The following is a 24664-nucleotide window of genomic DNA, read 5'->3' on the forward strand; positions in this document are numbered from 1 at the left end:
ATTTTCTCTCCGCCCCCCTTTTTTGGACGTCCAATCGGTAATGCGCGACGTCCGATGATTACGCCTCCGTGAGCAGGCTATTTCTCTGAATTGCGGCAACCACAATCGGACATGACGTCCAATTGAATTGGACGTTAAATAATACGTAATTCGATTATTACTTCATTTATCTATGTCCTATTTCGCATTCACTATTATAGTATTAATTTCGTGTTGATTTAATCCAGTACAATGTCTATCAATGCTCAGTTTTTGTAATGACGCGACGAAGCCGATCGTGCAGAAGCACTATGGCAGTCGCCGAATTGACTGGATAGAGTAGTGCCTTTTGAAAAGCTTACTAAGAAAGAATGTATGAGACGATGGTCGATGCTCAATGAGCAAACGACCGATCCGCATCAGACTGAGTCAGTTCCTGGACAATCCATTAGATTCGGCGGATCATTCTACGAATTCGGCCAACTAACACCGCTGTTTGGTTCTGATTTCGTATTTCCGCTGATAATTTATTTTGCCGAAGAATTTTATTCGAATGCCCCCTCAGGAAACGCCAAACGCAATCTCGGATTGCGTCTGTTTTTAACTTGGGTCGCAAGACAGGCTCTCGCTGCCCCGCTGAGCGCTGCGGGACGGGTACACGAGCAATTGTCGACTAGGGTCTGCCCCTCAGAAGTCGACATGACTGAAGTGGCTGAAACATATGGCGATATCATCCGCGATCTTGGCGATTTATCAATCCTGGATTCAGACGATGAGACTTACCGCTCCACACATTTAGATGCGGTGTCGGCCACATTACGGCGGCTAGCACCTTATGAGCTTTGGCCGTTGATGCCGCCGATCAGGCGTATGAGGCGCGGTACAAGGCACATTCCAGCTTTAGGTCAATTAGGGCCTGGCCGATCCAAGGTCGTGTTCGAGGGGGCAGACGCATACGCCAGAAGCGTTGAGGCATCGAAGGTGCGAATGGCGCAACTGCGGCGTATCGCAGAGGATGGGCTTATCGAGGAGTTCGAGATCTTTGAGACTGGCAAGAAACTCTTGGCGCGAAGTGATATTAGTGATTTCGCCACTATCACCCAAGCTGTCAAAAGCTTGACCGCATACGGTGTTAATAAGTCCGAGGGCGAACTAATCGATGAAGTGTTTCCAAAAAATGATCCAGAACTTCGATTAGCCAACTTACTGACTTATCTTGATCACACCACCAACGGTGCAGTGCCGACCTTAAGAGATCCAGATGGTTCGTACGGCCTAGATTGCCTTATTAGGGCATGTGGCGGCGGATCGTTCATTAATTCTCATCTCAACGGGACGAAGCGCGCGCTTCTTTGTGGCCAGTTGGTCGTCATGATCGACACCGGTTTAAATGTGCAGCCAGCCACGGATTTGGCTGCAGAACCTTTCGATGGCGAGTTTCGCCGTGGAAGCGTCAACCTGCTCGTGAATCAGGTAACCAAGACGCGACCCGAAGCAAAAACTGTCTTTAGCGTTGTACCCGCTGAGGGGGCTGAGGCGCTATTGAATGTGCCTGGATTTAAGTTGTCCACCAAATCCGCAATCACGATGTGGCAGGAAATGTCCTTGCGGATGCGTTGTCGAGCTAGGTCGCAGAGCGACGACGCACACCGATATCTGTGGATTTGCGGCAAAGGTTCGGGCCATTGCGGGGTAATACAGACCTTCGCTGGGACTGTCGCGAAATCACAAATAAATCTGTTCCGAGATGAATTGGCAGACGACCCGATACTCGGGGGAATTGAATTTACCAGGCAAAATATCAGGCCAACTTATCTCGCGATCAGAAACTCAAAGCACCTCGACAGTCAGGTGGTGGTTTCGATTGCAAACCATAACAGCGCCGCCACAACATTTGGTTCGTACTTAAGTAGCGCTGAATATCGTCAGGCACTTGCCTCACTTATTCGGAATTTCCAGAATCAGCTCGAGGCTGCCATTTTGGTCACCGACATATCGAGAGTCGTTCAACTCGGTGTTGACGCTGAGACGATTGTCGGCAGGGCCGAGGAGGCTATTCAAAACGGTCTTGATGAAATTTTATTCGATGCCAGCGCTGCCAAGACCTCAGCCATCGCCGCGACGCCCGAGGTCGAACTTGTCCCCGACAGCCTTGAGAGCTTCCTCACGTTCGAGCCGACCCACGAAGACTTAGTAGCGCTAATCCTCGTCAAGAAGGGGCTCGAAGCCGATGAAGAGCGCTTCCTTGTCGCCAATCCGGACCGTTGGAAAAACAAGTGGATGCCCGGCTTGGCGCTCGTGACCGCCACCGCCGCTCGTCTTGAGCAGAGCAAGTACAAGGTGGCGCTTAAGCGCGCCTTGACCTCGGCCGAGCAAGGAATTTCATCCGGCAAGCTAAGGATTTTTGTCCCATGGTAAAAGCAGTTGCCGCCGCGAAGAAGACTCGCTCAACTCGCACCCAAAAGAGCGATCACGATCGCATTATTGGAGCATTGCCGAAGCCTAGCTGGATGGTGAACGACTCGCCTCTCGACAATGAATGGATTGTCCGCACACACGGTGGCAATGTCCGCAAAGGTGACGTCACTGTCAAATTCGACGTTGTAATTGCCCCTGGCGTCAGGTCAATCGATCTAGAGATCGATTTGATTACAGCGAAGCTCCTCGCTTTTCGCGGCCTCACTGGCAATGACGCAAGATATGACTCCGGCGCGACCATCCCTATAAACAACAGGAACTACTTTGCCTTTGTCCGCTGGAGGCACGCCCGCGGGATTGAGCGCAACGCGGAGCTCACTAAGGACGATATTGATGACCTCGTTAAAGACCTGGAAGTCGGCGGCATCGTCGGATTGCCCCCATATCGGCAGCGGCTCGGAGAACTCATCCAGAAAATTGAGACGGGTGAGTTCGAAATTCCCTTCTATTGCAAAGGGAACAAGAAGTACGCCCGGAAAGAGCCGCTCGCCAATGCGCTCGGCGCACCTCACACACGGAGTCTTCCGGCATCCGTTTCGCATGATTTGGATGACTTCATCCGCGGACAAGGCCTTTCAATCCAACCTCGCAAAGGCGCGGGCCAAGACGATGAGGAAGATGATCTGGTCAACGAAATCGAGGAAGGTGCGCTTTCGGAGAATCGGATAATATCATTCCTGACTGCGCCGCAGTTACTATTCTATTATCGAAAATATCTTACCCATGATCCGATCAAATTCGAGCCGTTTGAAGGCGAGGATGGCATCTCGAAGATTGCTAAATCGATCTGCCGTGTCGCTGCGGAGCGATCTTTTACCACACCAGCATATCAGGCCTGCTTTCTCGTCAATCAAGCAATAACCTGGATCACAACGTATTTTGATGAGATTCGAGATTTTACTAATGATCTCGATGAAACTATTAAAAAGTACGAGGCGCTCAATCATTGGCGGCCCACAGAAGCGGCTTTCAATGAGCGGCTAAGAGAGGATCGGGACAAATACACCACGGCGCCGGGCAGTTGGTGGCCGATCCACCCGTCTTACTTCGCGGCACCTGGTTGGACAACGAATGTCAGTGAATACCGACCGGCGCTGCGTCCGGTCTTATTTGAGTTGCTCGCTACGGCGGCATTGGTGGTTATCGCTGCGTTCGCTGCCCGCCGAAAAGAGGAGATGGGCTCACTAAAGGCCGATTGTATTTCGACCGTAGATGGTGAGTTTTGGCTAGAGACTTGGATTTCGAAGAATCTCCATGAAATGGACAAAATTCCCGTCCCTACCACAGTGAAGAAGGCGGTCGATGTGTTGCTATGGCTATCCGAGGAGGGCCGCCTTAGCTCAGAAAGTGCCTGGATTTTGGATTTCGCTGAATTTGTGGTCGTTGGGGAAGGTTCGCAAGCAAGCAATCCTGCCTACCGTTTCTACGACGGCCTCGACCGCTTTGCCGAATTCGTTGGTGTGCCGCTTATTGATGGCAAGCGCTGGATTCCGAAACCGATCGAATACCGGCGCTTCTTCGGTATGACGTACTTTCACCGGTTTCATTATCCCAGCCTCGTCGCGCTCAGCGATTTCTACCGCCACTTCAATCCTACCCGGACCAGAGGCTACATCACCGAGATTGCCTACGGGACGGTTGTCACGCGTCAGGGGGAGAGTGCTGAACGCAGAAAGCGCGCCGAACGGAGGGTAGATAATTTCGCCCAAGACCGTTTGAAAGACTTTGAGGAATGCGGGCTGCAATTTCGCTTGTCCATAGTTCGCGATGCCATCACCGGCGAGGGCTACCTCACCGGGTTCGGCGGCACCACGATCGTAAACGACGCGAAAAAGCACGTCGACGACTACAAGGCCCAGATCAACTTGGGCCCAGGAGAAGATCTTGATCGCCCCACATTGAACAATGTGTTGCGCGTGATGGTCAAGCCGATGTCGTTCGAGCCTCACCCCGCGGGCCATGGCTTGTGCAAGTGCACTGGAAAGACGCAGGATTTGGCTACGGCCAACTGCGTTCGTTCCTGGAAAGAGGCGTATCCGAATGCGCCCGCCCCTAGTGGTCCTGTTATTGAGTTCGCGACTGAGAGTGCTTGCGGGCTCTGCGTTCACAACATGCAACTTCAGTGCAACAGGCGCTGGTGGGCGAATGCCTTGGAGCATGAGGAGCATGAGCGCGAGCACGCCCTTTTACCTTTTTTGCGGGAAATTGCCGCTCAGCGAGCCGCGATGATCGATGGCGTCCTCAAGCGCTGTCACCCGGACCCTAAGAGCTAGATATGAGCTCTGAGCCTGCGCAACTTCGTGAAGGAAAGAACGGAAAGTCGTTTCGCCTGAAGATCGAATTTCTCGAAGCAACGGCACGAAGCGGCACGATTCCAGAATTCATTCGTGATATGAAGTTTCTGAAAGATTTGGCATCTTGGGAGGATGAAGAACGCGGCTTCACAGCTTGGACGAGTGAAAATGTTCATTCGGAGAACGGCAGGTACCCTGACTTAGCGAAGCGGTGGCACGACGTTCGCCAGAAGATCGACCGTATTATTCCACACAAACGCACGGGTCGAAATCTTAGCGAAAGTAAGAAGCAAGAAATATCCCTGCGCTCGGAGAACAAGGTTCTCATGCTTCAGAATGAGAGTCTCCTTGTGAATGTGGAAAATCTTCGCAAGCAGCTGAGAAAGGCACTGAATGACCTCGAGAGGGCAAACAAGAGCCTACGCGGCCATGGCCTTGAGATTATATTGCCAACGGCGACGGAGATTTAGTCGTGGGGACAGTCACGCCATTCATTCCGAAGAATAGCCCGTTGCGCTTGCAGCGAGTAGTGCATGACGGCGCCGTGAGTTTTTTCATCGTGGATCCCGCAATCGGCATTTTTCCCGAAGCGCAGGCCTTTATCCGCGAACTGACGAAATGGAGATCCAGTCACAATAAAACTGTTCGAGGCATAGCCTACATTATTATTGATTGGTGCAACTATCTTAGGCGCAACGGCCTATGGTGGTATCAGGCCACTGATCAAAATTACATCGACTGGATGAAAAACCAGAAACTTGGCAAAAAGAGGCTCAGTCGGAAGAATCGAGTTGTATGGAGATGGTATAAATACCTTTACGAGCACAGCGAATATAAGCGCCAGGCGTTATCGATTTTCGAAAGCATTTCGTTGCCCACAGATGCATCAGAATTTGGAAAGCCAAGATATTCGCCTCCGCTCCAGGGAGGAGGCGAACGCGATCCTGAGAAAGCGCGCAAGAGTATAACTTTCTTGAGCGACGAGACAGTCGATACTCTCGTAAACGATATAGCGAATCTTCCTCAGAACTTTATAAATGAGCGCGATGGATTGATTGTGGCTTATGAAAAAGAGTGCGGGTTAAGAGCTATTGGCATCTCTGACATTCGCGTCTCATCGTTCAGCGCAGCGCTTTCCAAGGTAGGAATAATTCCGAAATATGGAAACATCCTCAAATATGCCACAGACAAAGCAGGGCGAGCGCAGGTGCGTCGCAAAGTCGCTGAGTTAGCTGAATTTGGCAGCCATGGCGTACAAATCAATGTGGTTGAGAAATTCAGCAAATCTCGCGACGTTATGCTCAATTTCGACGTCATATATCAAACGCTCGATTTCCTTTGGAAATATCATGACAGATGGAAGAAGAAAGGCTCTTCCTCATATCGGTCGAAAGTTCACCTGTTTATTAGTCTAAAAACAGGTGAAGGGCTTTTATCAAGCACCATAGCCGACATTGTTAAGAGGCGTTTCAACAATTCAAACTTGGATGGAAGTGGGCATGACTTGCGGCGACATCGAATCACACAGGACGCCTTAGACATGGTCAAAGCCAATAAAAGGGCAGGAAAATTATTCGACAATGTGGCAATAGAGGTCGCGCTGGCGGATAAGTATGGTCACAATGATTTTGCAACTATGAGGCCGTATGTAAATATGGCGAGAATTATGGACTCCATTGAGGAGGAAGTAATTGATCACTACGAAAGATAGAAGAGAAACTCGCTAATCGTATTTTCGCGATCTTGGTTCATTTGTTCCCTTGGGGATCATCGACGCGATCAGCCTTAGCATTCCCTGAGGGGACATCAGATCGACCCGTCGCGACTCAGTTGACGAAATGCCCCATGCAATAGAACATATGGCGAACAAGTGAGTCGATGATTGAGCCATGTCTACCCTGCAACCCTCCACGCCTCGGCCTTCAGCCGAGTTGCTCGCCGCGCTTCGCGTCGATCTGGCGATCGCACGCGCGCATCGAGGACCTGTGCTGAGTTTCGGGCTGCCGGCGATCGACGAACGACTTTCTGATCACGGCCTTGATGCCGGTGGGCTTCACGAGATTGCGGCAGCTTCCGAACAGCTTACCGACGATGCAGCAGCCACCCTGTTTCTCGCTGGAATAGCGGCGCGCTTCTGCGATCAACCCGACTTCACCATGCTGTGGGCAGTCACTGCCTTTGACCTCTATGCCCCCGGTCTCGAGCAGGTCGGCCTCGGGCCTGAAAAGGTTCTGTATGGCCAGGGCCGAAAAGACGCTGAAGTGCTTGCTATGGCCGAAGACGCATTACGCGATGGATCTTTGGCCTGCGTAATCGCCGAGGTGAAGGCGGCCGACATGACGGCCACGCGCCGGCTGCAGCTTGCTGCCGCAGACGGTCAAACCCCTATGTTGCTGTACCGAAGGCATCGTTCGCGCGGGCGATGCCCGCTGTCGACGCCGTCCGCAGCCATGACACGTTGGCGGATCGGTAGCGCAGCCTCAGAGCGTACGCCTTGGCAAGGCGTGGGGCGACCTCGCTGGCAGATCGACCTGGTCCGCCAGCGCAATGGCAATCCCTTCTCCCTCGAACTGGAGGCGTGCGATGCTACGGGTCGCCTCGCTCTTCCTGCCGCAGTTGCCGATAGAGCGGTTGCGCAGGAACGAGCGACCAGCAAAGCAGCCTGAGGCCAGCTACGCGGCCGTGCCGCGCTTCGCTCCGCCGATCGACGACGACCCTGGCGCCTGCTCAGTCCCACGAGGAGGAGGCTGGCGACCCGGTGCGCGCTGGGCGCGCGATGGCGCACTACTCCAGCGGCCATCGCAGTCGGATATCGATGCGCTCCCTGCACATCAACGGCCAACGATGCGTGAGATGGGACGGCGAAGCGAACATGCCGAACATCCATTCAAGGCTATGCGGGCTGACGATGCTGGATCAGGTTCGGCAGTCATTTCGGCGGCGCCGACCTGGGCGTCTCTTTGGGGGCGACCGACCGTGCTGATCACGCGCACCGGGCAGCGGGAAACCATCGTGTCAGCCTGCCCCGCGGCGCTGGATTTCGGGCTGCGACCCGGCATGGCTGCAGCACATGCCCGTGCGCTTGTGGCCGATCTTGATGTTCGTGACGCCGAGCCAGAAGCGGACGCGGCTATGTTGGAGCGCCTGGCACTCCATGCAGCACGGCAGTGGACGCCGACTGCCAGCGTATCGGGGCCGGACGGACTATGGTTCGATCTCACCGGCACGACTCACCTATTCGGCGGTGAGGCCCGCTTCTGTCAGCGGTTGCTCCGGTTCCTCGAACGGCTCGGTTTGACCGCGCGGATCGCCATCGCCGGAACCCCAGGCGCGGCCCATGCGCTGGCTCGCTTCGGCAATGAAGCGGTCACGCTCCTAGAATCTGGAAGGGAAACCCAAGCGATTGCGGACATGCCTCTGGCTGCACTTCGCCTTGCCCCCGAGGCGCTGCTTTCTGCGTCGCGCTTCGGATTGGAGCGGATCGCTGATCTTTACCCGATGCCACGCGGGCCTTTGGCGCGTCGCCTTGGGCTGCGGACGGTCGAGCGCCTCGACCAAGCTCGCGGGAGCCTTGCTGAGCCGATTGTCCCAGTGGTGCCGACGCAAGCTCCGGTCGTCACGCTCCGACTGCTCGAACCAATCGGCACTCCGGAGAGCATCGCACAGGTGATAAGCGACCTTGTCGATGATCTCGTAACTCTTCTGCAGACCCGTGGCCTTGGTGCACGAATCGTGCGCTTGAAGGCTGACCGCGTGGATGGTGAAGCTCAGCACCTTGCCATCGGTGCGTCCCGGGCCACCCGCGACGGTCGGCATCTCAAACGCATGTTCGCTTTGAAGATGGATGGGCTGGACCCCGGCCTTGGCATCGAAGTGATGCATCTCACAGTTCCCCATCATGAACCCCTCGGCGCCATGAGTGCTGGCGCATTGCTCGAGACATCCAGAAAGGAGCGGGATCTTGCGCCGTTGGTCGATCAACTCACAAGCCGCGCAGGTCCCTCAGCCTTGTTTCGCCTGTCATCTCAGGAGAGCGATGTACCGGAACGAGCGATGCGCCGCCTGGCGCCCCTCGCGACTCCAAAGGGTTGGCCAGGCTGGAAACGACCAGCGCGCCTGCTCAAGCGTCCTGAACGACTATCGAACGTGGTGGCATTGCTGCCTGATCATCCGCCGCGTCGCTTCACCTGGCGACGGCAGGATTATCGCGTTGTTGCCGGCGACGGGCCAGAGAGGGTTCACGGTGAGTGGTGGCGAAACACTCAAGAGATGTGGGCCGTTCGCGATTACTTCCGTGTTGAGGCTGAAGGCGGCCAGCGCTTCTGGCTCTTTCGCCGCGGCGATGGCGTTGATGCCCCGACGGGCGACCTCAGCTGGTACATGCATGGGATGTTCGGCTGATGGGGACCTATGTCGAGCTCCAGGTCGTCAGCCATTTTTCATTCCTGCGTGGCGCCTCCTCGCCCGAGGAGCTGTTCGCGGCCGCCGCCTTGCTTGGTCATGGGGCGATGGGTCTAGCTGACTGGAATACCGTCGCAGGCGTTGTGCGTGGCTGGGATGGCCAGAAGACGACTGGCGTCCGCATGATTCCCGGTGCTCGCGTCGAACTCACCGATGGCCGCGCGCTGCTGCTTTACCCCCGCACCCGAAACGCTTGGTCCCGCCTGACGCGCCTGCTTTCCCTCGGGAAGGGACGTGGAGGCAAAGGCAAGTGTATTCTGGAATGGGCGGACATCGCTGCCCACGCCGACGATTTGGTCGGCATCCTGCTGCCGGATATGCCGGGCGAAACCACGCTCGCTCACCTGCAAGACCTGCGCCGCGTCTTTGGCAAGCGCGGCTATTGTGCGCTGTCGCTCCGCCGGCGCCCTGACGATGCCGAACGGCTGCACAGGCTTGATGCCGCCGCGCGCAGCGCCGGGGTCCGGGCAGTCGCGACCGGTGATGTTCTTTATCATGAACCTGAGCGCCGCCCTTTACAGGACGTGGTCAGCGCGATCCGCGAGCACTGCACGATTGATACGCTGGGCTTTCGCCGTGAGCGGTTCATGGACCGTAATCTCAAGTCGCCTGAGGAGATGGAGCGGCGCTTCCGCGCTTTCCCGGATGCCATTCGTGCCACGGCAGACATCGCGCACCAGTGCACCTTCGACCTGGGCGAAATTCAATACCAGTACCCCTATGAGCAGGTGCTGGAAGGGCGGACCGCCCAACAGGCACTGGCCTCGCTGACCGAAAGTGCGGCTGAGGCAAAGTTTCCGGACGGCGTGCCCAAGCGCTATCGCGATCAGATCAATCATGAGCTCGGCCTCATCGATCAGCTTGGATATGCGCCGTACTTCCTGACAGTGAATTCCATCGTGGCTGAAAGCAGGCGGCGCGGCATCTTATGCCAAGGACGCGGATCCGCCGCGAACAGCTGCGTTTGCTACCTGCTGGGCATCACGTCGATCGACCCAATCCAGCATGAGCTCCTGTTTGAGCGCTTCGTGTCAGGTGAGCGACGGGAGCCGCCCGATATCGACGTTGATTTCGAACATGAGCGCCGAGAGGAGATAATCCAGTGGATTTACGAGACCTACGGACGCGACCGCTCGGCGCTGACCGCAGTGGTGGCCCGTTACCGGACGCGCGGCGCTGTCGCTGAAGTTGGCAAGGCACTCGGCCTGCCACGTGACCTGACGAAAATGCTCACAGGCCTGGTTTGGGGCTGGTCTATGGATGGCATCCCGAAGGAGCAGATCGAGAGCCTGAACCTCAACGCCGACGATCACCGGCTCAAGCTAACCCTGGATTTAGCCCGCCAGCTCATCGGCACGCCGCGCCATCTGTCTCAGCATCCCGGCGGCTTTGTGCTGACGCAGGATCGGCTCGACGACCTTGTGCCGATCGAGCCGGCGCGCAGGCGGATGACCGCCGGCAGAGATGTGGTCGAGGACTACCGGTCGCTCCAGCTATCCCTGCGCGGTCATCCCCTTCAATTTCTCCGGCCCGAGCTGGACCGCATGCGGATCGTACGCTGCGCCGATCTCCCGTCCATTCGGGATGGCCGCAACATCGAGGTCGCCGGCGTTATTCTCGTTCGCCAGCGCCCAGGATCAGCCAAGGGTGTCTTGTTTGTCACGATCGAAGACGAAACCGGCGTCGCTCAGGGTATCCTGTGGCCCAACAAGTTCGAAATCTACCGCCGCCAGATCATGTCGGCCTCTATGATCGCCATGCGGGGGCGACTTCAGAAGGAAGGCGAAGTCATTCACGTCATCTGCGATCGCATCATGGATCATGACGATATGCTCCGCTCGATAGGCAGCATGGATTTCACCGTGACGCCTGGTCGGGGAGATGGTGCATCACATGGCGGCGGCCCGGACCCACGCGATCCCGGCTTCCCGCGCGGGCGCACATTGGCGTCGGCGCCGTTGGGCAGCATCCAGGAGCAAGAAGAACTGGTGCGTATCCGTAGCCATGACTTCCACTGACGCGGACGCGCGGACCTCAGGCACCATCGACCGGGCCCTGAACGTCTTACGCGAGGCTACAGCTGCCCGGGCCAAGGTGCAGACGCGCGGTGTTGCCTTGGCTCTATGGGTGCTGCGTGGACGCTGCCCGGATGAATGGCTGTTGTCGTTCTGGGAGGCGGCCGGCTCCGACCATGAGATTGGGCGAAGCCAAGGCATGCACGCAGCATATAACGGAATCGTCCGTCAGCTTCGAAGCGGCAGAACGAGGATGGGTACGGCGTCGGACTGAGCAGTCCTGATCATTCGAACGAGATCCCAAGTCGCTCGCTGGCTACATGCTTCCCGTAGGCTTTCGCCATGTCCAACATGAGCGAAATGCTCGCGCCTCCGACCTTCTTTGCCCCATCCTTGGTACGCCGCCAAATTTCACCATCGCGGACAGTGTCGAGAAATTCATGACCGTTCCAGGTGATCCGCTCAACCTGCCGGTCTCCGCCACCGCCGCGATAGAACTCGACGAATTCTGCGTCGCGCAGCAAGCCGAGGTGGTAGTCGAGCCGGTCAGCCTCTTCAGGTTCAGTGGCCTGTGCCGGATCGACGCCAATCATTTCAGCGATCTCGTGACTGATGACATGGAAGACGCGCTTGCCACCCTCAATCTCCAGAAGGAGAGAGCGGATCAGATCCATGTCACGTTTCATCGGGCCGGGCATTTTCACTCCTGTTTGGCGGTAGCGGAGGCATAGCGCCTAGCGTGCCAACCGCCTATGCCGGGTGAATATCCCAGATCGCTCTGTCGTGCTGTGGGGGTGACGTTCGTGTCGCCTTGGGGTGCCGTCCGTGTCACCCATAACAGATAAGAAGAACGGACTGCTTGGTATCTGTTGCCGTTTGCGAAACTCCGACAGCGCTAAAATAGTCAACTTGCTTCCCATGCTTCCGTCAGAAGGACCGAGCCGAGTTCTCCCATTCGCAAGGTTATCACTTCACCGTGATTTCCCCGGATTGCTGAAACCTTATCAGCTGGGGCACGATCGTGCCGAACATGTCCTAAAACGATGCATTGGTTAATTTTTCCGCAGCAGGCATGGCGGGTGTTCTGCATAAGGACTATATCCATTCCCGATACGTTCGTCTCGGGGGCAGAAGTATGGCTAATGCAGTAGTAGCTGGGTGGCAGGGGCATGATTATCAAGCCCGCTTCTTCTGGCTTCACGCCTCGGCTCTGCGTGACCCTGACCAAACAAACGTGACGGAAGTGTCCTACGAGGCCGACTTTCCGAAGGGCTTCGATGACGTCGTGGTGCGGTATGACCCGCCCCGTCCGGGATCACAGGGTTACCGCATTGGGGTCCACCACTATCAGATCAAGTACCATGTCGTGGCCGCTGGCCGATTCGGTTACGAGGACTTGGTCGACCCTGCATTTACTGGCGGCACCGCTGTTTCCATTCTTCAGCGCCTCCGTGAAGCCAAGGACAAATCGCCGGAGAATGCTGCTTTTACGCTGGTCACGACAGACCGGATTAAGGACGGCGATCAGCTTCTCGATTTGCTCTCCAGCGACGATCGGCGACTGCGCCTGGACAAGCTCTTTGTCGGCGGCGGCGACAAAAGCAGGATGGGAAAAGTCCGGAAAACCTGGCGTGACCATCTTGGGCTTTCGTCGGATGACGAACTGCGCAGCCTGCTATCAGGCTTCGGTATTCATGAGGGTCACGTTTCTCTGGAGCAGATGCGCGATGCCGTGAACGACCGTTTTCGTGTCGTCGGGCTCACTACCTGCCGCGACGCGTTGGCGTTCAAGTACGATGGGGCCGCCAAACAGCTTAAAATCAACGGCATCAACAATCTTACCCGCGACAGTTTCGACAGGCTGTGCATCGATGAGAATTGGCTCACCATCGGAGATCCGCCGCGCTATCACAACATCGCCATCCGCAGCTTCAGTGATGGAATCGCCGCGGATCTCGATTCAACCGCGGATAACCGTCTATCGCTGCTCGACCGCTTCGACGGACGGTATCTCATAGAAGGTCAGGATTGGAACACCGATGTCCGGCCGTCGGCTGAAGCCTTTATTCGCGACGCCCTCAATGTCGGCGAAGCGATCAGGCTCACTATCAACGCACATTCGAGCTTCGCTTACCTTGCCGGCACAGTGCTTAACCTCAAAACCGGCGCTGATGTTGAGCTGGTGCAGAAAGGTCGCGCTCCCACCTCAATCTGGCGCGCTGACGATGGCAAGGCCGGCCCAGAGGCCACGATCGAAACGACGGTCAGTGGAGACGGCCAAGACCTTGCATTGGTTGTTAGCCTAACCCGCGACGCCACAGCTGATGTGGCTGACTATGTTTCTAATCATCTCCCTACCGTCGGGAAAACCATGCTCGTGAAGGCTGCGCCAGCGCCTTCGCAAAGCGCTATCTGCGGTGGAACACATGCCGCGGCGCTGGCCGATCAAGTTGGTGAGGCAGTTCGCGCTGCTCGCCTTCCCATTGGGGCTCGCGTCCACGTGTTTGCCACAGCGCCCAACGGGTTCCTGTTCTTCTTAGGGCAGCAGCGTCCGGCGATGGGGCCTTCCACATACTACGAGTACGACTTCGACCGCCGAGTACACGGCACCTATGACCCCACCTTCAGGATCGACTGACATGGAGCTCAAGCCGCAATTCAAAGAATTTCTCGGCGCGATTAGGCCGACCGACGCGCAAAAGGAAAACTGGCGCTCCAGCTCCACGACGCTTCGCAATCGGCTGAGTCAGGACGACGACTTGAAGGGGCTTGTGGTGTCCACTTTCCTTCAAGGAAGCGTGCGCCGTTCGACGGCGGTTCGGCCGCTGGGCGACAAGCGTCCAGACGTCGACATTGTCGTGGTCACCAATATCGATTCCACCACTGAATCGGCCCGCGATGCGATGGATCGGTTCATACCCTTCCTGAAGAAGTGGTATCCCGGAAAGTGGCGCCCGCAGGGTCGTTCATTTGGGATCGAGATGTCGCTTGTCGATATGGATTTGGTGATCACTGCGCTGCCGTCCGACCAGAATTCTCGCGATTTCATGACGCGTTTGTATCGGTCGCAAGCAGTCGAAACCCTCGATACGCTGGAAGAAGCGCGTAGCTGGCGGTTGAACGAAGATTGGCGACCATTCGTCCCCAGCCCTTTCGGTGACAGCCGACAGATCGTCGAGCTTGCAGATGCTCCGCGTGAGAAGTGGCAACCGAACCCGCTTTGGCTGCCGGACCGCGACGCCGACGGCTGGGGCCGTACCCATCCCCTCGCACAAATCCAATGGACTGCTGCCAAGAACCGAGCGAACGATGGCAATTATGTTGATATCGTCCGTGCTATCAAATGGTGGCGGCAGACCAACAGCAATAGCTTGCCTAAGTATCCGAAAGGCTACCCGCTCGAACATATGATCGGGCACGTTTTGCAGGATGGCACCACCTCAATGGCCCAAGGGGTTGTTCAGGTTTTCGAGTCGATGCGGGATACCTGGGCATTGCTTGCGGCAGCTGGTATGAAGCCCCGGCTCGCCGATCACGGCGTGCCAGAGCACGATGTGCTGAAGCGCCTGGCTGTCGACGACTTCAAGGCGTTCCACGCAGCGGCAGAGAGCGCTGCTGAAACTGCCCGCGAAGCATTGCTTTCACAGGATGCTCAGGAGAGTGCTGGCCTGTGGCGCGAACTGTTCGGCTCTCGCTTTCCGGTCCCAGGACCTCAGGGTGGAGATCGCGCTCGCTCAGGTTTCACGGCTCCTGCTCAGGCGGCAGTTCCAAGCACCACCGGTCGATTCGCCTGATCATTCTGTGACGCCGCCAGTTCTACAAACCATCGCTGAGCAAATCCGCGATGAGGCGCGCATCCGGGTTGAGGGTGACTGGGAGATCGATGAAAAGGGGCGTTGGCATCTAGCGATTGTCACGCACCTTTCCGTCGCCCCCAGCCAACACATGCCTGGTGAAACCAAATGGCGCGTGGTCATCGGCCCTAATCAGCCGGCCGATGGCGTCTTCATCTATCCGGACGCTGTTGGCGGCATCGCAACAACGTTTCGACATCAGGATTACAATCCAGAGCCGGAGCCTGGCGCGATGTGGCGCGACGGCAAACCTTGCCTTGAGCGTCCGATCGATGGCTTGGGTCGAGACCAGTGGGAAGACGAACCGCGGGAGTTGGCAGCGGCTGCCCTCTGGAAGACGGGGCGCTTACTACAATGGATTGATGCGGCGGCCGCAGACGCACTTGTTGAGGAAGGCGCTGCGAACGAACTTCCGGCCGGCGTCGGGATAGGGTCCAAGCTGACACTCGGTTTCCGCGAGGTTTTCGAGGGACTCGACTGGGCGGCGAGTGTGGGCGAACGCTGGGGATTCGCGAGTATCGCATCTGTCCCCGGAGCCACTAAAACCTGGGCGCTAACCGAGCTTCTGGACGATCGCTCGAACTCCATACGCCGCTTCGAATGGGGGACATCTCTGGCTGCAGCTCCGAGTTCGATCGGCGCCGTGTGGCTGCTGGTGCCTGTGCTCCCTGTTCGTGAGCCGTGGGATGCTCCCAAGACTTGGGCTCAACTGCGAGATGTCCTGATGGCCCACAACGTCGATTTGGTAGATATCATGGTGCGTGCTGGTGCCCGCTACCGTGCCGGCTCGCGGAAGACTGCCACGCATCAGTTGCTGATCGGATTCCCTTACTCACAGCGTGTAGGCGAAGCGCCATCTCGGCTGCATTGGCTCGCCATAGGGAAGATGCCATTGGCGGGCCGAACAGAAAAGCGAGATGGTTTCCGGCCCCGAGAGGAATCGCGGAAATTATGGGATCGCCAGCTCGCCGGCTCGAGCAAATCTTTGAACTGGCTTCGAACGGAAAACTGGGCACCGGATCAGTTGCAATCTCGAGGAGGGGTGGAGCCGGAAGTTAGCAGCAAAAAAATCCTGATCGTTGGTGCCGGATCACTTGGAAGTGCGATCGCGGAGAACCTCGTCCGCGCCGGAGCCCATCGAGTGGGAGTTATGGACGGTGAGATTTTGGTAACCGGGAATCTCGTGCGGCACGTTCTCTCGATGAATGATGTCGGCCATGCCAAAGCTGACGCCCTCGTGCGCAAACTGAACTCGGTATTGAGGATCAGCGTGCAATAGGCACCCCCTTCGTGGGGTGATCGGCGTGCAAAAAGGACCCCTTCATCCCGGGGATTTAGTCGGCCGACTGGTTTTGATCAGTTGGCGAGAACGGGATGTTGATCGTGGAGACAGTGGTTCGGATTCGGCGTGAGCATGCAGCGGGTAAGGCGATCAAGGCGATCGCTCGTGACCTTCGTTTGTCGCGGAAGGTCGTCCGCAAAGCGATCCGGTCGCCGGAGGCGGCGTTCAACTATCAGCGCAAAGTCCAGCCGCTGCCGCGGATCGGTCCTTATCAGGATCGTCTCGATGCGCTGCTTGAGGAGAACGAAGGTCGCGGCCGCCGCGATCGGCTACGGATGACGCGTATCCATGACCTGCTGGTGCGCGAGGGGTTCGATGGATCCTATGATGCGGTGCGCCGCTATGCGGCGCGCTGGCGTGCTGCGCGGCGGAAGGATGCTGGCGAAGGCGCACCGGCGTTCATCCCGATGACCTTCCAGCCGGGTGAGGCCTACCAGTTCGACTGGAGCCACGAGGATGTGGAGATCGCCGGCAAGCCGATGCGGGTGAAGGTGGCGCATATGCGTCTCTGCGACTCGCGCGCACCCTATGTCCGGGCCTATCCGCGCGAGGGCCAGGAGATGCTGTTCGATGCCCATGCCCGGGCGTTCGCGTTCTTCGGCGGTGTGCCGCGACGCGGTATCTACGATAATATGAAGACGGCGGTGACGGCCGTGTTCACCGGCAAGGAGCGTGTGTTCAACCGCCGCTTCCTGATCATGACCGATCATTACATGGTCGAGCCGACCGCCTGCTCGCCGGCGGCGGGATGGGAGAAGGGCCAGGTCGAGCAGCAGGTCCAGACAATCCGAGGCCGCTTCTTCCAGCCGCGGCTCCGGTTCGCCAGCCTGGCCGAGCTCAACGGGTGGCTGGAGGCCGAGTGCCGGCGCTGGGCCGAGCATCATGCCCATCCCGAACGCGGGGATATTACCGTCGCCGAGGCGCTGGATATGGAGCGACCGGCCCTGCAGCCGATCCTGGCACCGTTCGACGGCTTCCATGAGAGCGAGCATGCCGTCACCGGCACCTGCCTCATCAGCTTCGATCGCAACCGCTACTCGGTCATGTCGACGGCCGCACGCCGGACCGTTCAGGTGCGCTCCTATGCCGATCGCATCGTCATACGCTGCGGCGATGCGATCGTCGGGGAGCATGAGCGCCACTTCGGTCGGAACCGCACGATATACGATCCCTGGCATTATCTGCCGGTCCTCGCGCACAAGCCCGGCGCGCTGCGTAACGGCGCACCGTTCCAGGACTGGGATCTGCCGCCCGCCCTGCACCGATTACGGCGAAGGCTCGGCACCGGGGACGAGGCCGATCGCAGGTTCGTGCGGGTCCTCTCGGCGGTGCTCACCGATGGCCTGGAGCCGGTAGAGGCTGCCGTGCGCGAAGCGTTGGCGAACGGAACGGCCAGCGACGAGCTGATCCTCAACATCCTCTCCCGGCGCCGCGAGCCGGCGACACCCCACAGCATCGTCACTTCGGAAGACCGGATGCTGCAGCATCCTCCGCTCGCCGACTGTGCCCGCTATGATCTGCTGCGAGGCTATGATGCAGCGGCATGATATGATCGACACGATGCGCGGCCTCGGACTCAAGGGCATGGCGGCGGCGTTCGACGAGGCGGTCACCACCGGCCTCCAGCGCAAGCGCACCACCATGGAGATACTGACCGACCTGCTCCGTGCTGAGGCGACCCACCGGGATGCAGCCTCCATCCGCTATCGGATGACGGCTGCGAGGCTGCCCGTGGTGAAGGACCTGGAGCGGTTCAGCTTCGAGGGCACACCGATCAATGAGGAGATGATCCGCTCCCTTCACGATGGCTCCTTCCTCCCGCCTCGCCGCAATATCGTGCTGGTCGGCGGCACGGGGACAGGCAAGACCCACCTCGCCATCGCGATCACCGCCAATGTCGTGCGAAGGGGCGCTCGCGCCCGCTACTTCAACACCGTCGATCTGGTGACACGCCTCGAAGAGGAGACCCGGATCGGCAAAGGCGGGACCCTGGCGGCGCAGCTGTCGCGGCTCGACCTGATCGTTCTCGACGAGCTCGGTTATCTGCCGTTCGCCCGCTCGGGAGGGCAGTTGCTGTTCCACCTCATCAGCAAGCTTTATGAGCGGACCAGCGTCATCATCACCACGAACCTCGCCTTCGGCGAATGGCCGACCGTGTTCGGCGATCCCAAGATGACCACGGCGCTGCTCGACCGCGTCACCCACCACTGCGATATCGTCGAGACGGGCAACGACAGCTGGCGCTTCAAAAACCGCAGCTGACAGCCACCTTCGGCGCCTTCAAAAATCTATCTTGCGCTGCGCGCGCCTCCGGTCGGGCTACGCCCGCCCTCCGCCGCACGCAGCGCAAGGCCATCTTCAACAAACCAGCATCATATTATCTGAAAAGGGGGTCCCTCTTCGACGCCGATCGGGGGTCCCTTTTGAACGCCGTTTGACACTCGGTATCGCCAAATGCCGCCCTGCAGTCATTTCCAATGAGGTTCGACAGAGGCATGGCCTCTGATTTTGCCGAGAATGTGCGGGGTTACGATGTCATCGTCGACTGCACTGGATCTGATGACACTCTTGAGCACCTGTCGGACTTCGACTGGCAGGATGAAAAGACCTTCATCAGCCTATCAATGACGTGGGGTGCTGAGGGATTACTGGCATTCTGCGCCAAAGAAGGCAGTTTCCCGGTCATTGATGCCAAGAACCGGTTCGCTAAGGCAGGTGCGCCTGCAGTTCGTCACGACGAGGCGAACGTCGAGGCCATTGGCTGCTGGCATCCTGTTTTCCCAGCGTCCTCAGATGATGTCCAACAGTGGGCAGCACTCGGCAGTAAGTTCTGCCGGGCCGCCATCATCGATTCTACCCGGTGTCTGCGCTACTTCCGACGCAATGCGAGTGACGGCGTGGAGGTCATCGATGTCTGATCACGGTGACTTAGCGTTTCGCAGTCTCGATGATCGCTTCAACGTTGTGATCTCGAATTCCGCTCTCCAGGCGATGATCGATGAGTGTGCACAAGCCGGTCGAAAAGAAACGGGCGGCATCTTGATCGGTAGCATCGACCCAAGCGGCGATACGGCCGTCGTGATCGAAGCAACCCCCAAGCCGAAGGGCTCTGGGTTTGGTCTGTTCTGGTTCAAACGAAGTCCGACAGGCCTGAAGCAGTTGCTGGCTGAGCGCTGGAATAAAGGTCAGCACTACCTCGGGGAGTGGCACTTCCATCCGGGGGGATCGCCGGAACCGAGCGGCTCCGATTACCACACCATGGAAAAAATCGCTGCCGACCAACGTTATCAGGCCCATGAGCCGATACTCATCATCATGGGCGGAAAGCCGCCGGAACGATGGCAAGTGTCGGTGACAGTTATGCCCATTGGTGAATCACCTCACCGCTTGGTCACGATGGAATAGAGCGGCTGCTCCAATATTGCGGGGACTTTGGCAGCAACGCGCCCATTCCCGCCGCTCAATGCTCCTAGGGTAGCGCCTGAAAGCAGACGTTACGCAGCTTGGCGCCTCAACCCGTTCCTCCGGAGGCATCCGGCGCGGTGCCGGGGGCGGTATCCTGAGCCTTTCCGGTCGGCGCCCCATCCTGCGCTGCACTCATCGCCGTCAGATAGTCGACGATAGCCGGAATGTCCTTGTCCGCCACGGGAGCCTTGTAGACATCCTTCATCTTGGTGACCGTTGCCTTCCACTGGTCCGCTGAAAGCACTGGCTGGGTCATCGCCATGCTGGCGGAATGGCAAGACGTGCAATTCGCATTGATGACATCGGCATGAGGGCCATCGGGATATTGCTGCTCATCGATAGGAAGATCGACCGTATCCGAGGTCATGGTAAAGCCGTTCACGGAAATGCTGCTGGGTGTAGGCCCTGTGGATTGGGGTTCGGGCAGCGGGGTGTAGCTGCCGGGAGGGCCCACCATCATGAGGGTGAAGACGGTCACGCCGAGCAGTCCGACGGCCAGCATGCCTGGGGTTGGCGCTTTCATGCCAAAGCTCCTTATGCCGTCACGATGGTAGTGGTTTCGATATTGCCGCGCATGAAACCGCCAGGGTTCCAGATCGGCGCCATCGGCTGTGCGACGCCTGCCGTATTCCAGCAGCGCGACATAAGCGACGTCTTTCCGGGGCCGGGCAAGGGAACCTGCGCGTCCCACCGCCGGAAACTGTACTTCCCGTGGTCCGGTCCGAGCTTGGTTGCAAACCAGTGGCGACCGCCGTCGGTGGACACATCGACCCGTGCCACGCCGCAGTCGCCGCCCAGGGCAATACCGCCGAGCGGGATCGAGGCCTCGTGTGCGATCCGCTGACCTTCGCCCAGACTGGTAACCCACGAACGCGGGATCATGCGGTTGATCGGAACGGTTGGGAAGTCCTTGGCGCCGGGCTTTACATTGGCGCCCGGCGTCGCCGGGATCTTGTAGGCCTTGGCCATCCAGTATTCGTCATCAGGCCCGGGCAAGACCTCGATGTCGTTCAGCATCTTGACCCAGTAAGTCGAGTACCAGCCCGGCACGATCAGCCGGATCGGGAAGCCGTTGAGGAGCGGCAGCTGCGTGCCGTTCATGCCGAAGGCGATCATCACTTCGCCGTCGCGGGCATGATCGATGTCGAGCGCCTTCTGGAAGTCCGGGGCACCGGCGACCACAGGTTGATCGAGCGCCCCGAACCGGACCTGGACCGCCCCCGCCTTCACCCCGGCCAGATCGAGCACATCGCGCAGGCGCACGCCGAGCCACTTCGCATTGCCCATCGCCCCGTTGCCCCACTGCGCGCCGGGGACGCGGGGCTGGAACAGCCCGCGCGAATTGCCCGAGCACTGGTTCACCGCGGCCATCTCCACCCGCGGCAGGCGCATCAGCTGTTCGAGGCTGATTGCGATCGGCTTGTTGACGTGCCCGCGGATAGTGAGCCGGAAGGCATCGACGTCGATCGAGGTCGGGATGTCCGCCCAATGCCAGCGCACGAAGAACTGGTCATTGGGGGTGAACACATTTCGGTCGAAGACATCCATCGGTGTTTCCAGCAACGGCGGATGGACGCGCTGGAGGATCATGCTTCCTTTGCCGGGAAATGCGCTCGTCATTGGGCGCTGCGCATTGCCGCCGGGGAGATGCAGGTCGGTCAGACCCTGCGTGATGCCTTGCGCCAGAGCGGGTGCGGCAGCGATGGCTGCACCGCCGAGCGCGGCATTCTGCAGGAAACGGCGGCGGCTTGTTTCGGCCGCGAGCTCAGCATCCAGTCTGTCCATGGTCGTATCCTCTCGGGCAAAATGGTGGCGGGTGCTGCTGTGAGAAGCAAGCGATCAGAACGCCGTTACTGATCGCAATGCCCGATCAGTTTGTAGCGGCGATACAGGGTGATACGAACAGATTGCCGCGCCATCCGCCGATCAGGGTCTTGGCGGCCACCACGATCCACATCAGCGCGAGCGCCAGGGTCAGGGCGGTGCCGACGATACCGAAGAAGGCAAGGTTCAGGGTCGTGCCAAGGCGAAAGGTTGCCACGGTGAAGACGCCTAGCGGGAAGGTGTAACCCCACCAGCCAAGGTTGAACGGGATACCTGCCCGCCAGTAGCGCCAGGTGATGAGCGAGGCGAGCGCCAGCCACCAGAGGCCAAACCCCCAGAGCAGCAGGCCGGCGATTGTGCCGATACCCTGGGCGACAGCGCCGACATCGGCCAGCCCATGCCCGGCCATGATCGCAGGCGCATCGCCGCCCAGAACCAGCATGCCCAGCGCGCCGGTGCCGATGGGGCCGAGTGCCAGCCAGCTCGATGCGGCCATGCCCTCATGCGGCAGCTTGTGCAGCGCCATGCGCAGGATCAACAGCGCCAGGATGCTGAAGGCGACCGGGACCGAATAGGCCCACAGGATGTAGGACGTGACGAGCATCCCAAACTGTGCGCTGCCCTGCGCCAGATGCGGCGCCAACAGTCCTCCGCTGGCAGCCGTCACTTCGGCCGCCACGACCGGCAGCAGCCACACCGCCGTCATCCCATCGAGTGAATGCTGGTGGCGCGTGAACATGAAGTACGGGATCAGCACACCGCAGCTCACCGCCATGGCGGCGTCGATCCACCACAAGACCGTGGCGACCGGCACGATGCCCTCGCCGAAGCGCGCGATACCGAATGCGAGACAGCCGTTGATGATCGTGGCGAGGCCCATCGGGATCGTGCCGATGAACATCGATACGGTATTGTGCCCGAAGATGCGCCGCGCTTCGTGGCCGAACAGGATCCAGCGCGCGGTATAGAGCGCGGTAAAAAGGGTGAAGAGCCCGATGTTAAAGAACCACATCACTTCTCCCACCGGCTTGAGCGAAGCGCCGATGCCCGGCATCTGCGGGAGGGCCAGCGCAAGGATGCCCGTGCCCATGGTTGCGGCAAACCAGTTGGGCGTGAACTGGCGGATCATCTCGCGCGGGTGATCGAGCCGGCTGAGCGGGCGCATCCCTTCGAGGATGGGCTTGATATCCGTGGTCATCATCCAAACTCCTTGACCAGTTCGGTCAGCGCGTCGGCTGCCCGAGTGCGATACCGTTCCTTGTGGCGTAACGCCTCAAATGGACGGGCTGGCATCGCGAGCGGCAATTCATGAAGGTGCCCCGCAGCAAGCGCGCGGCGCACCACCAGTTCGGACAGGACCGCGACGCCAGCGCCGGCCTCGACAGCAGACCGTACGGCTTCGTTGGACGGCAGCGTCATGGCGATGTCCAGGTCTGCCGGATCGATACCGCGATCACGCAGCACATCCTCGAAACTCGACCGCGTGCCGGACCCGTGCTCTCGCACGATCCAGTTGGCGCCGCGCACCCAGTCCTCATTGATGGTATCGACAGCCTGCCCCGAGATAAGCAGCATCCGGTCCTCGCCGACTTTCCAGTGGGCGAGTGCGGGCTGGTCGATCGAACCTTCGACAAAGCCCAGTTCCGCGCGGCCATCCAGTACCCGCGCTGCCGCACCTTCGCTGTTGTCGATTGCGAGTTCGACGCGGATCGCCGGGTGACGGCTGTGGAACTGGGCGAGGCGCGAAGGGAGCCAGTAGCTGGCGATGGTCTGGCTGGCGACAAGGCGCAGGGTTCCGCGCTTCAGGCCGCCATACTCGGCCAGGGTAAGCTCCGCCGTCGCGGCGCGGCCAAGGACGGCGCGTGCCTCATCGAGGAACATGCGACCCGCCTCGGTCAGTTCGATGCCGCGACCCACGCGGTTGAAGAGCGGAACGTCATGTCTGGCTTCCAGTGTGGCAATCGCGGCGCTGGCGGCGGACTGGGTCACGCCCAGTGCCTCTGCGGCCCGCGTCATATGTTCGCGTTCGGCGACACCTACAAAGATGCGCAATTGTTCAAGGGTCATGGTGATCTCCTGTCACCATCGATACCTCAGCCCTATCAATCACTCCAACGCATTGATTATATCATTCCAATCGTATTTTAAGATCATTCGATTAGTACGGTCCTGGCGGCCACCAGCGCGCTCGCGATCCGTTGGCCGACATCAGGACTGTTGCAGACATTGGCCGGACTAGGATGGGGCATGGTGATGATTGATACATCGGGCCGCGCCTCTTTGATAAGCGCCTCCGCACCTGCAGCCACCCGTCCCGCCAATATGCAGACCCGCACGCACGGCAGTTTCGCAAGCAGGCCGGGAAGCGTTGCGAGACCCTCGGCAATCTCTGCGCGGCGCAGTGCGCGATTGCGGGCGCCGGGGGCGTGGACGATCCAGGGCACGCAGTTCCACTGAACGATGTCGTTTCGGCCAATGCCTGCAGCCTCAAGATAGCGGCGAAGGTTCCGAGCTGTGCCTGACGGATTGTCCCGCGACACGAAGCGAGTGCGATCAGGCCCGGGCCCCGGCGTCTCAAGAAGCAGGAGAAGGCGCGCATTTATGCCGCCATTGAACGGGTCGAAATGCGGCACCGGGTGTCCTGCGCCAACGAGCCCCTCACGCCATATCTCCAGCGGCGCGATGTGCGGCGCACCAAGTGCCGCTTTGCGTTCGGCGATCAACGCGGGATCATCCAGCCAGACCATTGATCGTCAAATCCTGTCGAAACTACAAAAATCATCGGTTGGATCGATCGCGACGGTTGCGCCATCCGTTCGATAGGCAACGCCTGCGTTGGCGCACATGCTCCTCAGCAGCTCGCATTTTTTCCGTTGCGCACTGCGACGATGACACTTGCGTCCGCTGTGGGCGTTATCGCCGGAGCGCCATGACGAAAGGGCTTCACTTGAA

The 24664-nt window shown here is 58.9% G+C and carries 20 protein-coding genes; 14 read left to right on the forward strand and 6 right to left on the reverse strand.

The window, feature by feature from the left end; genetic code table 11:
- The first annotated feature begins 369 nt into the window (after positions 1–369).
- The 7 genes from YP76_RS00525 to YP76_RS00555 all read left to right on the forward strand — a co-directional run bounded on the left by YP76_RS00525 (position 370) and on the right by YP76_RS00555 (position 11230).
- Positions 370–2397 (forward strand): hypothetical protein, encoded by a 2028-nt coding sequence (locus YP76_RS00525; protein WP_157035626.1) that lies wholly within the window; start codon positions 370–372, stop codon positions 2395–2397.
- Positions 2391–4730, forward strand: a complete 2340-nt coding sequence (locus tag YP76_RS00530; protein ID WP_157035627.1) for a hypothetical protein — start codon at positions 2391–2393, stop codon at positions 4728–4730. Before YP76_RS00525 ends, YP76_RS00530 begins: the two co-directional genes overlap by 7 nt.
- Positions 4731–4732: 2 nt before the next feature.
- Positions 4733–5221: a hypothetical protein gene (locus YP76_RS00535; protein ID WP_046761688.1), complete on the forward strand. Its 489-nt coding sequence runs from the start codon at positions 4733–4735 to the stop codon at positions 5219–5221.
- Positions 5222–5223: 2 nt separating this feature from the next.
- A complete protein-coding gene (locus YP76_RS00540; RefSeq protein WP_046761689.1) occupies positions 5224–6462 on the forward strand; it encodes a hypothetical protein in 1239 nt (412 codons plus the stop codon).
- A gap of 178 nt (positions 6463–6640) precedes the next feature.
- Positions 6641–7417 carry an ImuA family protein gene (locus tag YP76_RS00545; protein ID WP_046761690.1) on the forward strand — a complete coding sequence of 259 codons (777 nt, stop codon included), beginning with the start codon at positions 6641–6643 and terminating at the stop codon, positions 7415–7417.
- A 178-nt stretch (positions 7418–7595) separates the two neighbouring features.
- Entirely contained in the window at positions 7596–9152 is a 1557-nt protein-coding gene (locus YP76_RS00550; protein WP_052757278.1) for a DUF6504 family protein, read from the forward strand.
- Positions 9152–11230, forward strand: coding sequence for an OB-fold nucleic acid binding domain-containing protein (locus tag YP76_RS00555; RefSeq protein ID WP_046761691.1), 2079 nt, complete (start codon positions 9152–9154; stop codon positions 11228–11230). The genes YP76_RS00550 and YP76_RS00555 overlap by 1 nt, the downstream gene beginning before the upstream one ends.
- Positions 11231–11511: 281 nt before the next feature.
- Here YP76_RS00555 and YP76_RS00565 read toward each other — a convergent pair whose 3' ends face one another.
- Positions 11512–11925: a DUF2513 domain-containing protein gene (locus tag YP76_RS00565; protein WP_232307409.1), complete on the reverse strand. Its 414-nt coding sequence runs from the start codon at positions 11923–11925 to the stop codon at positions 11512–11514.
- 437 nt (positions 11926–12362) lie between these two features.
- Between YP76_RS00565 and YP76_RS00570 the strand changes: the two genes are divergently transcribed.
- The 7 genes from YP76_RS00570 (at position 12363) to YP76_RS26815 (ending at position 19828) form a co-directional block, all read left to right on the forward strand.
- Positions 12363–13865, forward strand: coding sequence for an SAVED domain-containing protein (locus YP76_RS00570; protein WP_046761694.1), 1503 nt, complete (start codon positions 12363–12365; stop codon positions 13863–13865).
- 1 nt (position 13866) lies between these two features.
- Positions 13867–15021 (forward strand): SMODS domain-containing nucleotidyltransferase, encoded by a 1155-nt coding sequence (locus YP76_RS00575; protein ID WP_046761695.1) that lies wholly within the window; start codon positions 13867–13869, stop codon positions 15019–15021.
- A complete protein-coding gene (locus YP76_RS00580; RefSeq protein ID WP_157035628.1) occupies positions 14945–16360 on the forward strand; it encodes a ThiF family adenylyltransferase in 1416 nt (471 codons plus the stop codon). Before YP76_RS00575 ends, YP76_RS00580 begins: the two co-directional genes overlap by 77 nt.
- Before the next feature lie 95 nt (positions 16361–16455).
- The gene (gene istA, locus YP76_RS00585; protein WP_021238707.1) at positions 16456–17970 is read left to right on the forward strand and encodes an IS21 family transposase; all 1515 of its coding nucleotides are present in this window, start codon (positions 16456–16458) and stop codon (positions 17968–17970) included.
- Positions 17957–18685: an IS21-like element helper ATPase IstB gene (gene istB / locus YP76_RS00590; RefSeq protein WP_031304487.1), complete on the forward strand. Its 729-nt coding sequence runs from the start codon at positions 17957–17959 to the stop codon at positions 18683–18685. The genes istA and istB overlap by 14 nt, the downstream gene beginning before the upstream one ends.
- A 233-nt stretch (positions 18686–18918) precedes the next feature.
- The gene (locus YP76_RS28100) at positions 18919–19341 is read left to right on the forward strand and encodes a hypothetical protein (protein WP_198147401.1); all 423 of its coding nucleotides are present in this window, start codon (positions 18919–18921) and stop codon (positions 19339–19341) included.
- Positions 19334–19828 (forward strand): Mov34/MPN/PAD-1 family protein, encoded by a 495-nt coding sequence (locus YP76_RS26815; RefSeq protein ID WP_046761697.1) that lies wholly within the window; start codon positions 19334–19336, stop codon positions 19826–19828. Before YP76_RS28100 ends, YP76_RS26815 begins: the two co-directional genes overlap by 8 nt.
- Positions 19829–19934: 106 nt before the next feature.
- On the opposite strand, the gene YP76_RS00605 is transcribed toward YP76_RS26815, so the two are convergent.
- From YP76_RS00605 to YP76_RS00625, 5 genes are all read right to left on the reverse strand, one after another.
- Positions 19935–20411 carry a hypothetical protein gene (locus YP76_RS00605; protein ID WP_008830650.1) on the reverse strand — a complete coding sequence of 159 codons (477 nt, stop codon included), beginning with the start codon at positions 20409–20411 and terminating at the stop codon, positions 19935–19937.
- Between the two features lie 11 nt (positions 20412–20422).
- Positions 20423–21673, reverse strand: a complete 1251-nt coding sequence (locus tag YP76_RS00610; RefSeq protein WP_046761698.1) for a molybdopterin-dependent oxidoreductase — start codon at positions 21671–21673, stop codon at positions 20423–20425.
- 85 nt (positions 21674–21758) lie between these two features.
- A complete protein-coding gene (locus YP76_RS00615) occupies positions 21759–22913 on the reverse strand; it encodes a TDT family transporter (RefSeq protein ID WP_230588550.1) in 1155 nt (384 codons plus the stop codon).
- Complete coding sequence (locus tag YP76_RS00620) at positions 22910–23779, reverse strand: LysR family transcriptional regulator (RefSeq protein WP_008830653.1); 870 nt, start codon at positions 23777–23779, stop codon at positions 22910–22912. Before YP76_RS00620 ends, YP76_RS00615 begins: the two co-directional genes overlap by 4 nt.
- 83 nt (positions 23780–23862) lie before the next feature.
- Positions 23863–24459 (reverse strand): uracil-DNA glycosylase, encoded by a 597-nt coding sequence (locus tag YP76_RS00625; protein ID WP_046761699.1) that lies wholly within the window; start codon positions 24457–24459, stop codon positions 23863–23865.
- Between the last annotated feature and the right edge of the window lie 205 nt (positions 24460–24664).

It is taken from the genome of Sphingobium chungbukense, from assembly GCF_001005725.1.
Taxonomy (GTDB): domain Bacteria; phylum Pseudomonadota; class Alphaproteobacteria; order Sphingomonadales; family Sphingomonadaceae; genus Sphingobium; species Sphingobium chungbukense.

Coding starts and splice junctions, on each gene's coding strand:
- YP76_RS00525 (WP_157035626.1), top strand. CDS start 370: ATGCTCAATGAGCAAACGACCGATCCGCATCAGACTGAGTCAGTTCCT.
- YP76_RS00530 (WP_157035627.1), top strand. CDS start 2,391: ATGGTAAAAGCAGTTGCCGCCGCGAAGAAGACTCGCTCAACTCGCACC.
- YP76_RS00535 (WP_046761688.1), top strand. CDS start 4,733: ATGAGCTCTGAGCCTGCGCAACTTCGTGAAGGAAAGAACGGAAAGTCG.
- YP76_RS00545 (WP_046761690.1), top strand. CDS start 6,641: ATGTCTACCCTGCAACCCTCCACGCCTCGGCCTTCAGCCGAGTTGCTC.
- YP76_RS00550 (WP_052757278.1), top strand. CDS start 7,596: ATGCGTGAGATGGGACGGCGAAGCGAACATGCCGAACATCCATTCAAG.
- YP76_RS00555 (WP_046761691.1), top strand. CDS start 9,152: ATGGGGACCTATGTCGAGCTCCAGGTCGTCAGCCATTTTTCATTCCTG.
- YP76_RS00565 (WP_232307409.1), bottom strand. CDS start 11,925: ATGCCCGGCCCGATGAAACGTGACATGGATCTGATCCGCTCTCTCCTT.
- YP76_RS00570 (WP_046761694.1), top strand. CDS start 12,363: ATGGCTAATGCAGTAGTAGCTGGGTGGCAGGGGCATGATTATCAAGCC.
- YP76_RS00575 (WP_046761695.1), top strand. CDS start 13,867: ATGGAGCTCAAGCCGCAATTCAAAGAATTTCTCGGCGCGATTAGGCCG.
- istA (WP_021238707.1), top strand. CDS start 16,456: ATGTTGATCGTGGAGACAGTGGTTCGGATTCGGCGTGAGCATGCAGCG.
- istB (WP_031304487.1), top strand. CDS start 17,957: ATGCAGCGGCATGATATGATCGACACGATGCGCGGCCTCGGACTCAAG.
- YP76_RS28100 (WP_198147401.1), top strand. CDS start 18,919: ATGGCCTCTGATTTTGCCGAGAATGTGCGGGGTTACGATGTCATCGTC.
- YP76_RS26815 (WP_046761697.1), top strand. CDS start 19,334: ATGTCTGATCACGGTGACTTAGCGTTTCGCAGTCTCGATGATCGCTTC.
- YP76_RS00605 (WP_008830650.1), bottom strand. CDS start 20,411: ATGAAAGCGCCAACCCCAGGCATGCTGGCCGTCGGACTGCTCGGCGTG.
- YP76_RS00610 (WP_046761698.1), bottom strand. CDS start 21,673: ATGGACAGACTGGATGCTGAGCTCGCGGCCGAAACAAGCCGCCGCCGT.
- YP76_RS00615 (WP_230588550.1), bottom strand. CDS start 22,913: ATGATGACCACGGATATCAAGCCCATCCTCGAAGGGATGCGCCCGCTC.
- YP76_RS00620 (WP_008830653.1), bottom strand. CDS start 23,779: ATGACCCTTGAACAATTGCGCATCTTTGTAGGTGTCGCCGAACGCGAA.
- YP76_RS00625 (WP_046761699.1), bottom strand. CDS start 24,459: ATGGTCTGGCTGGATGATCCCGCGTTGATCGCCGAACGCAAAGCGGCA.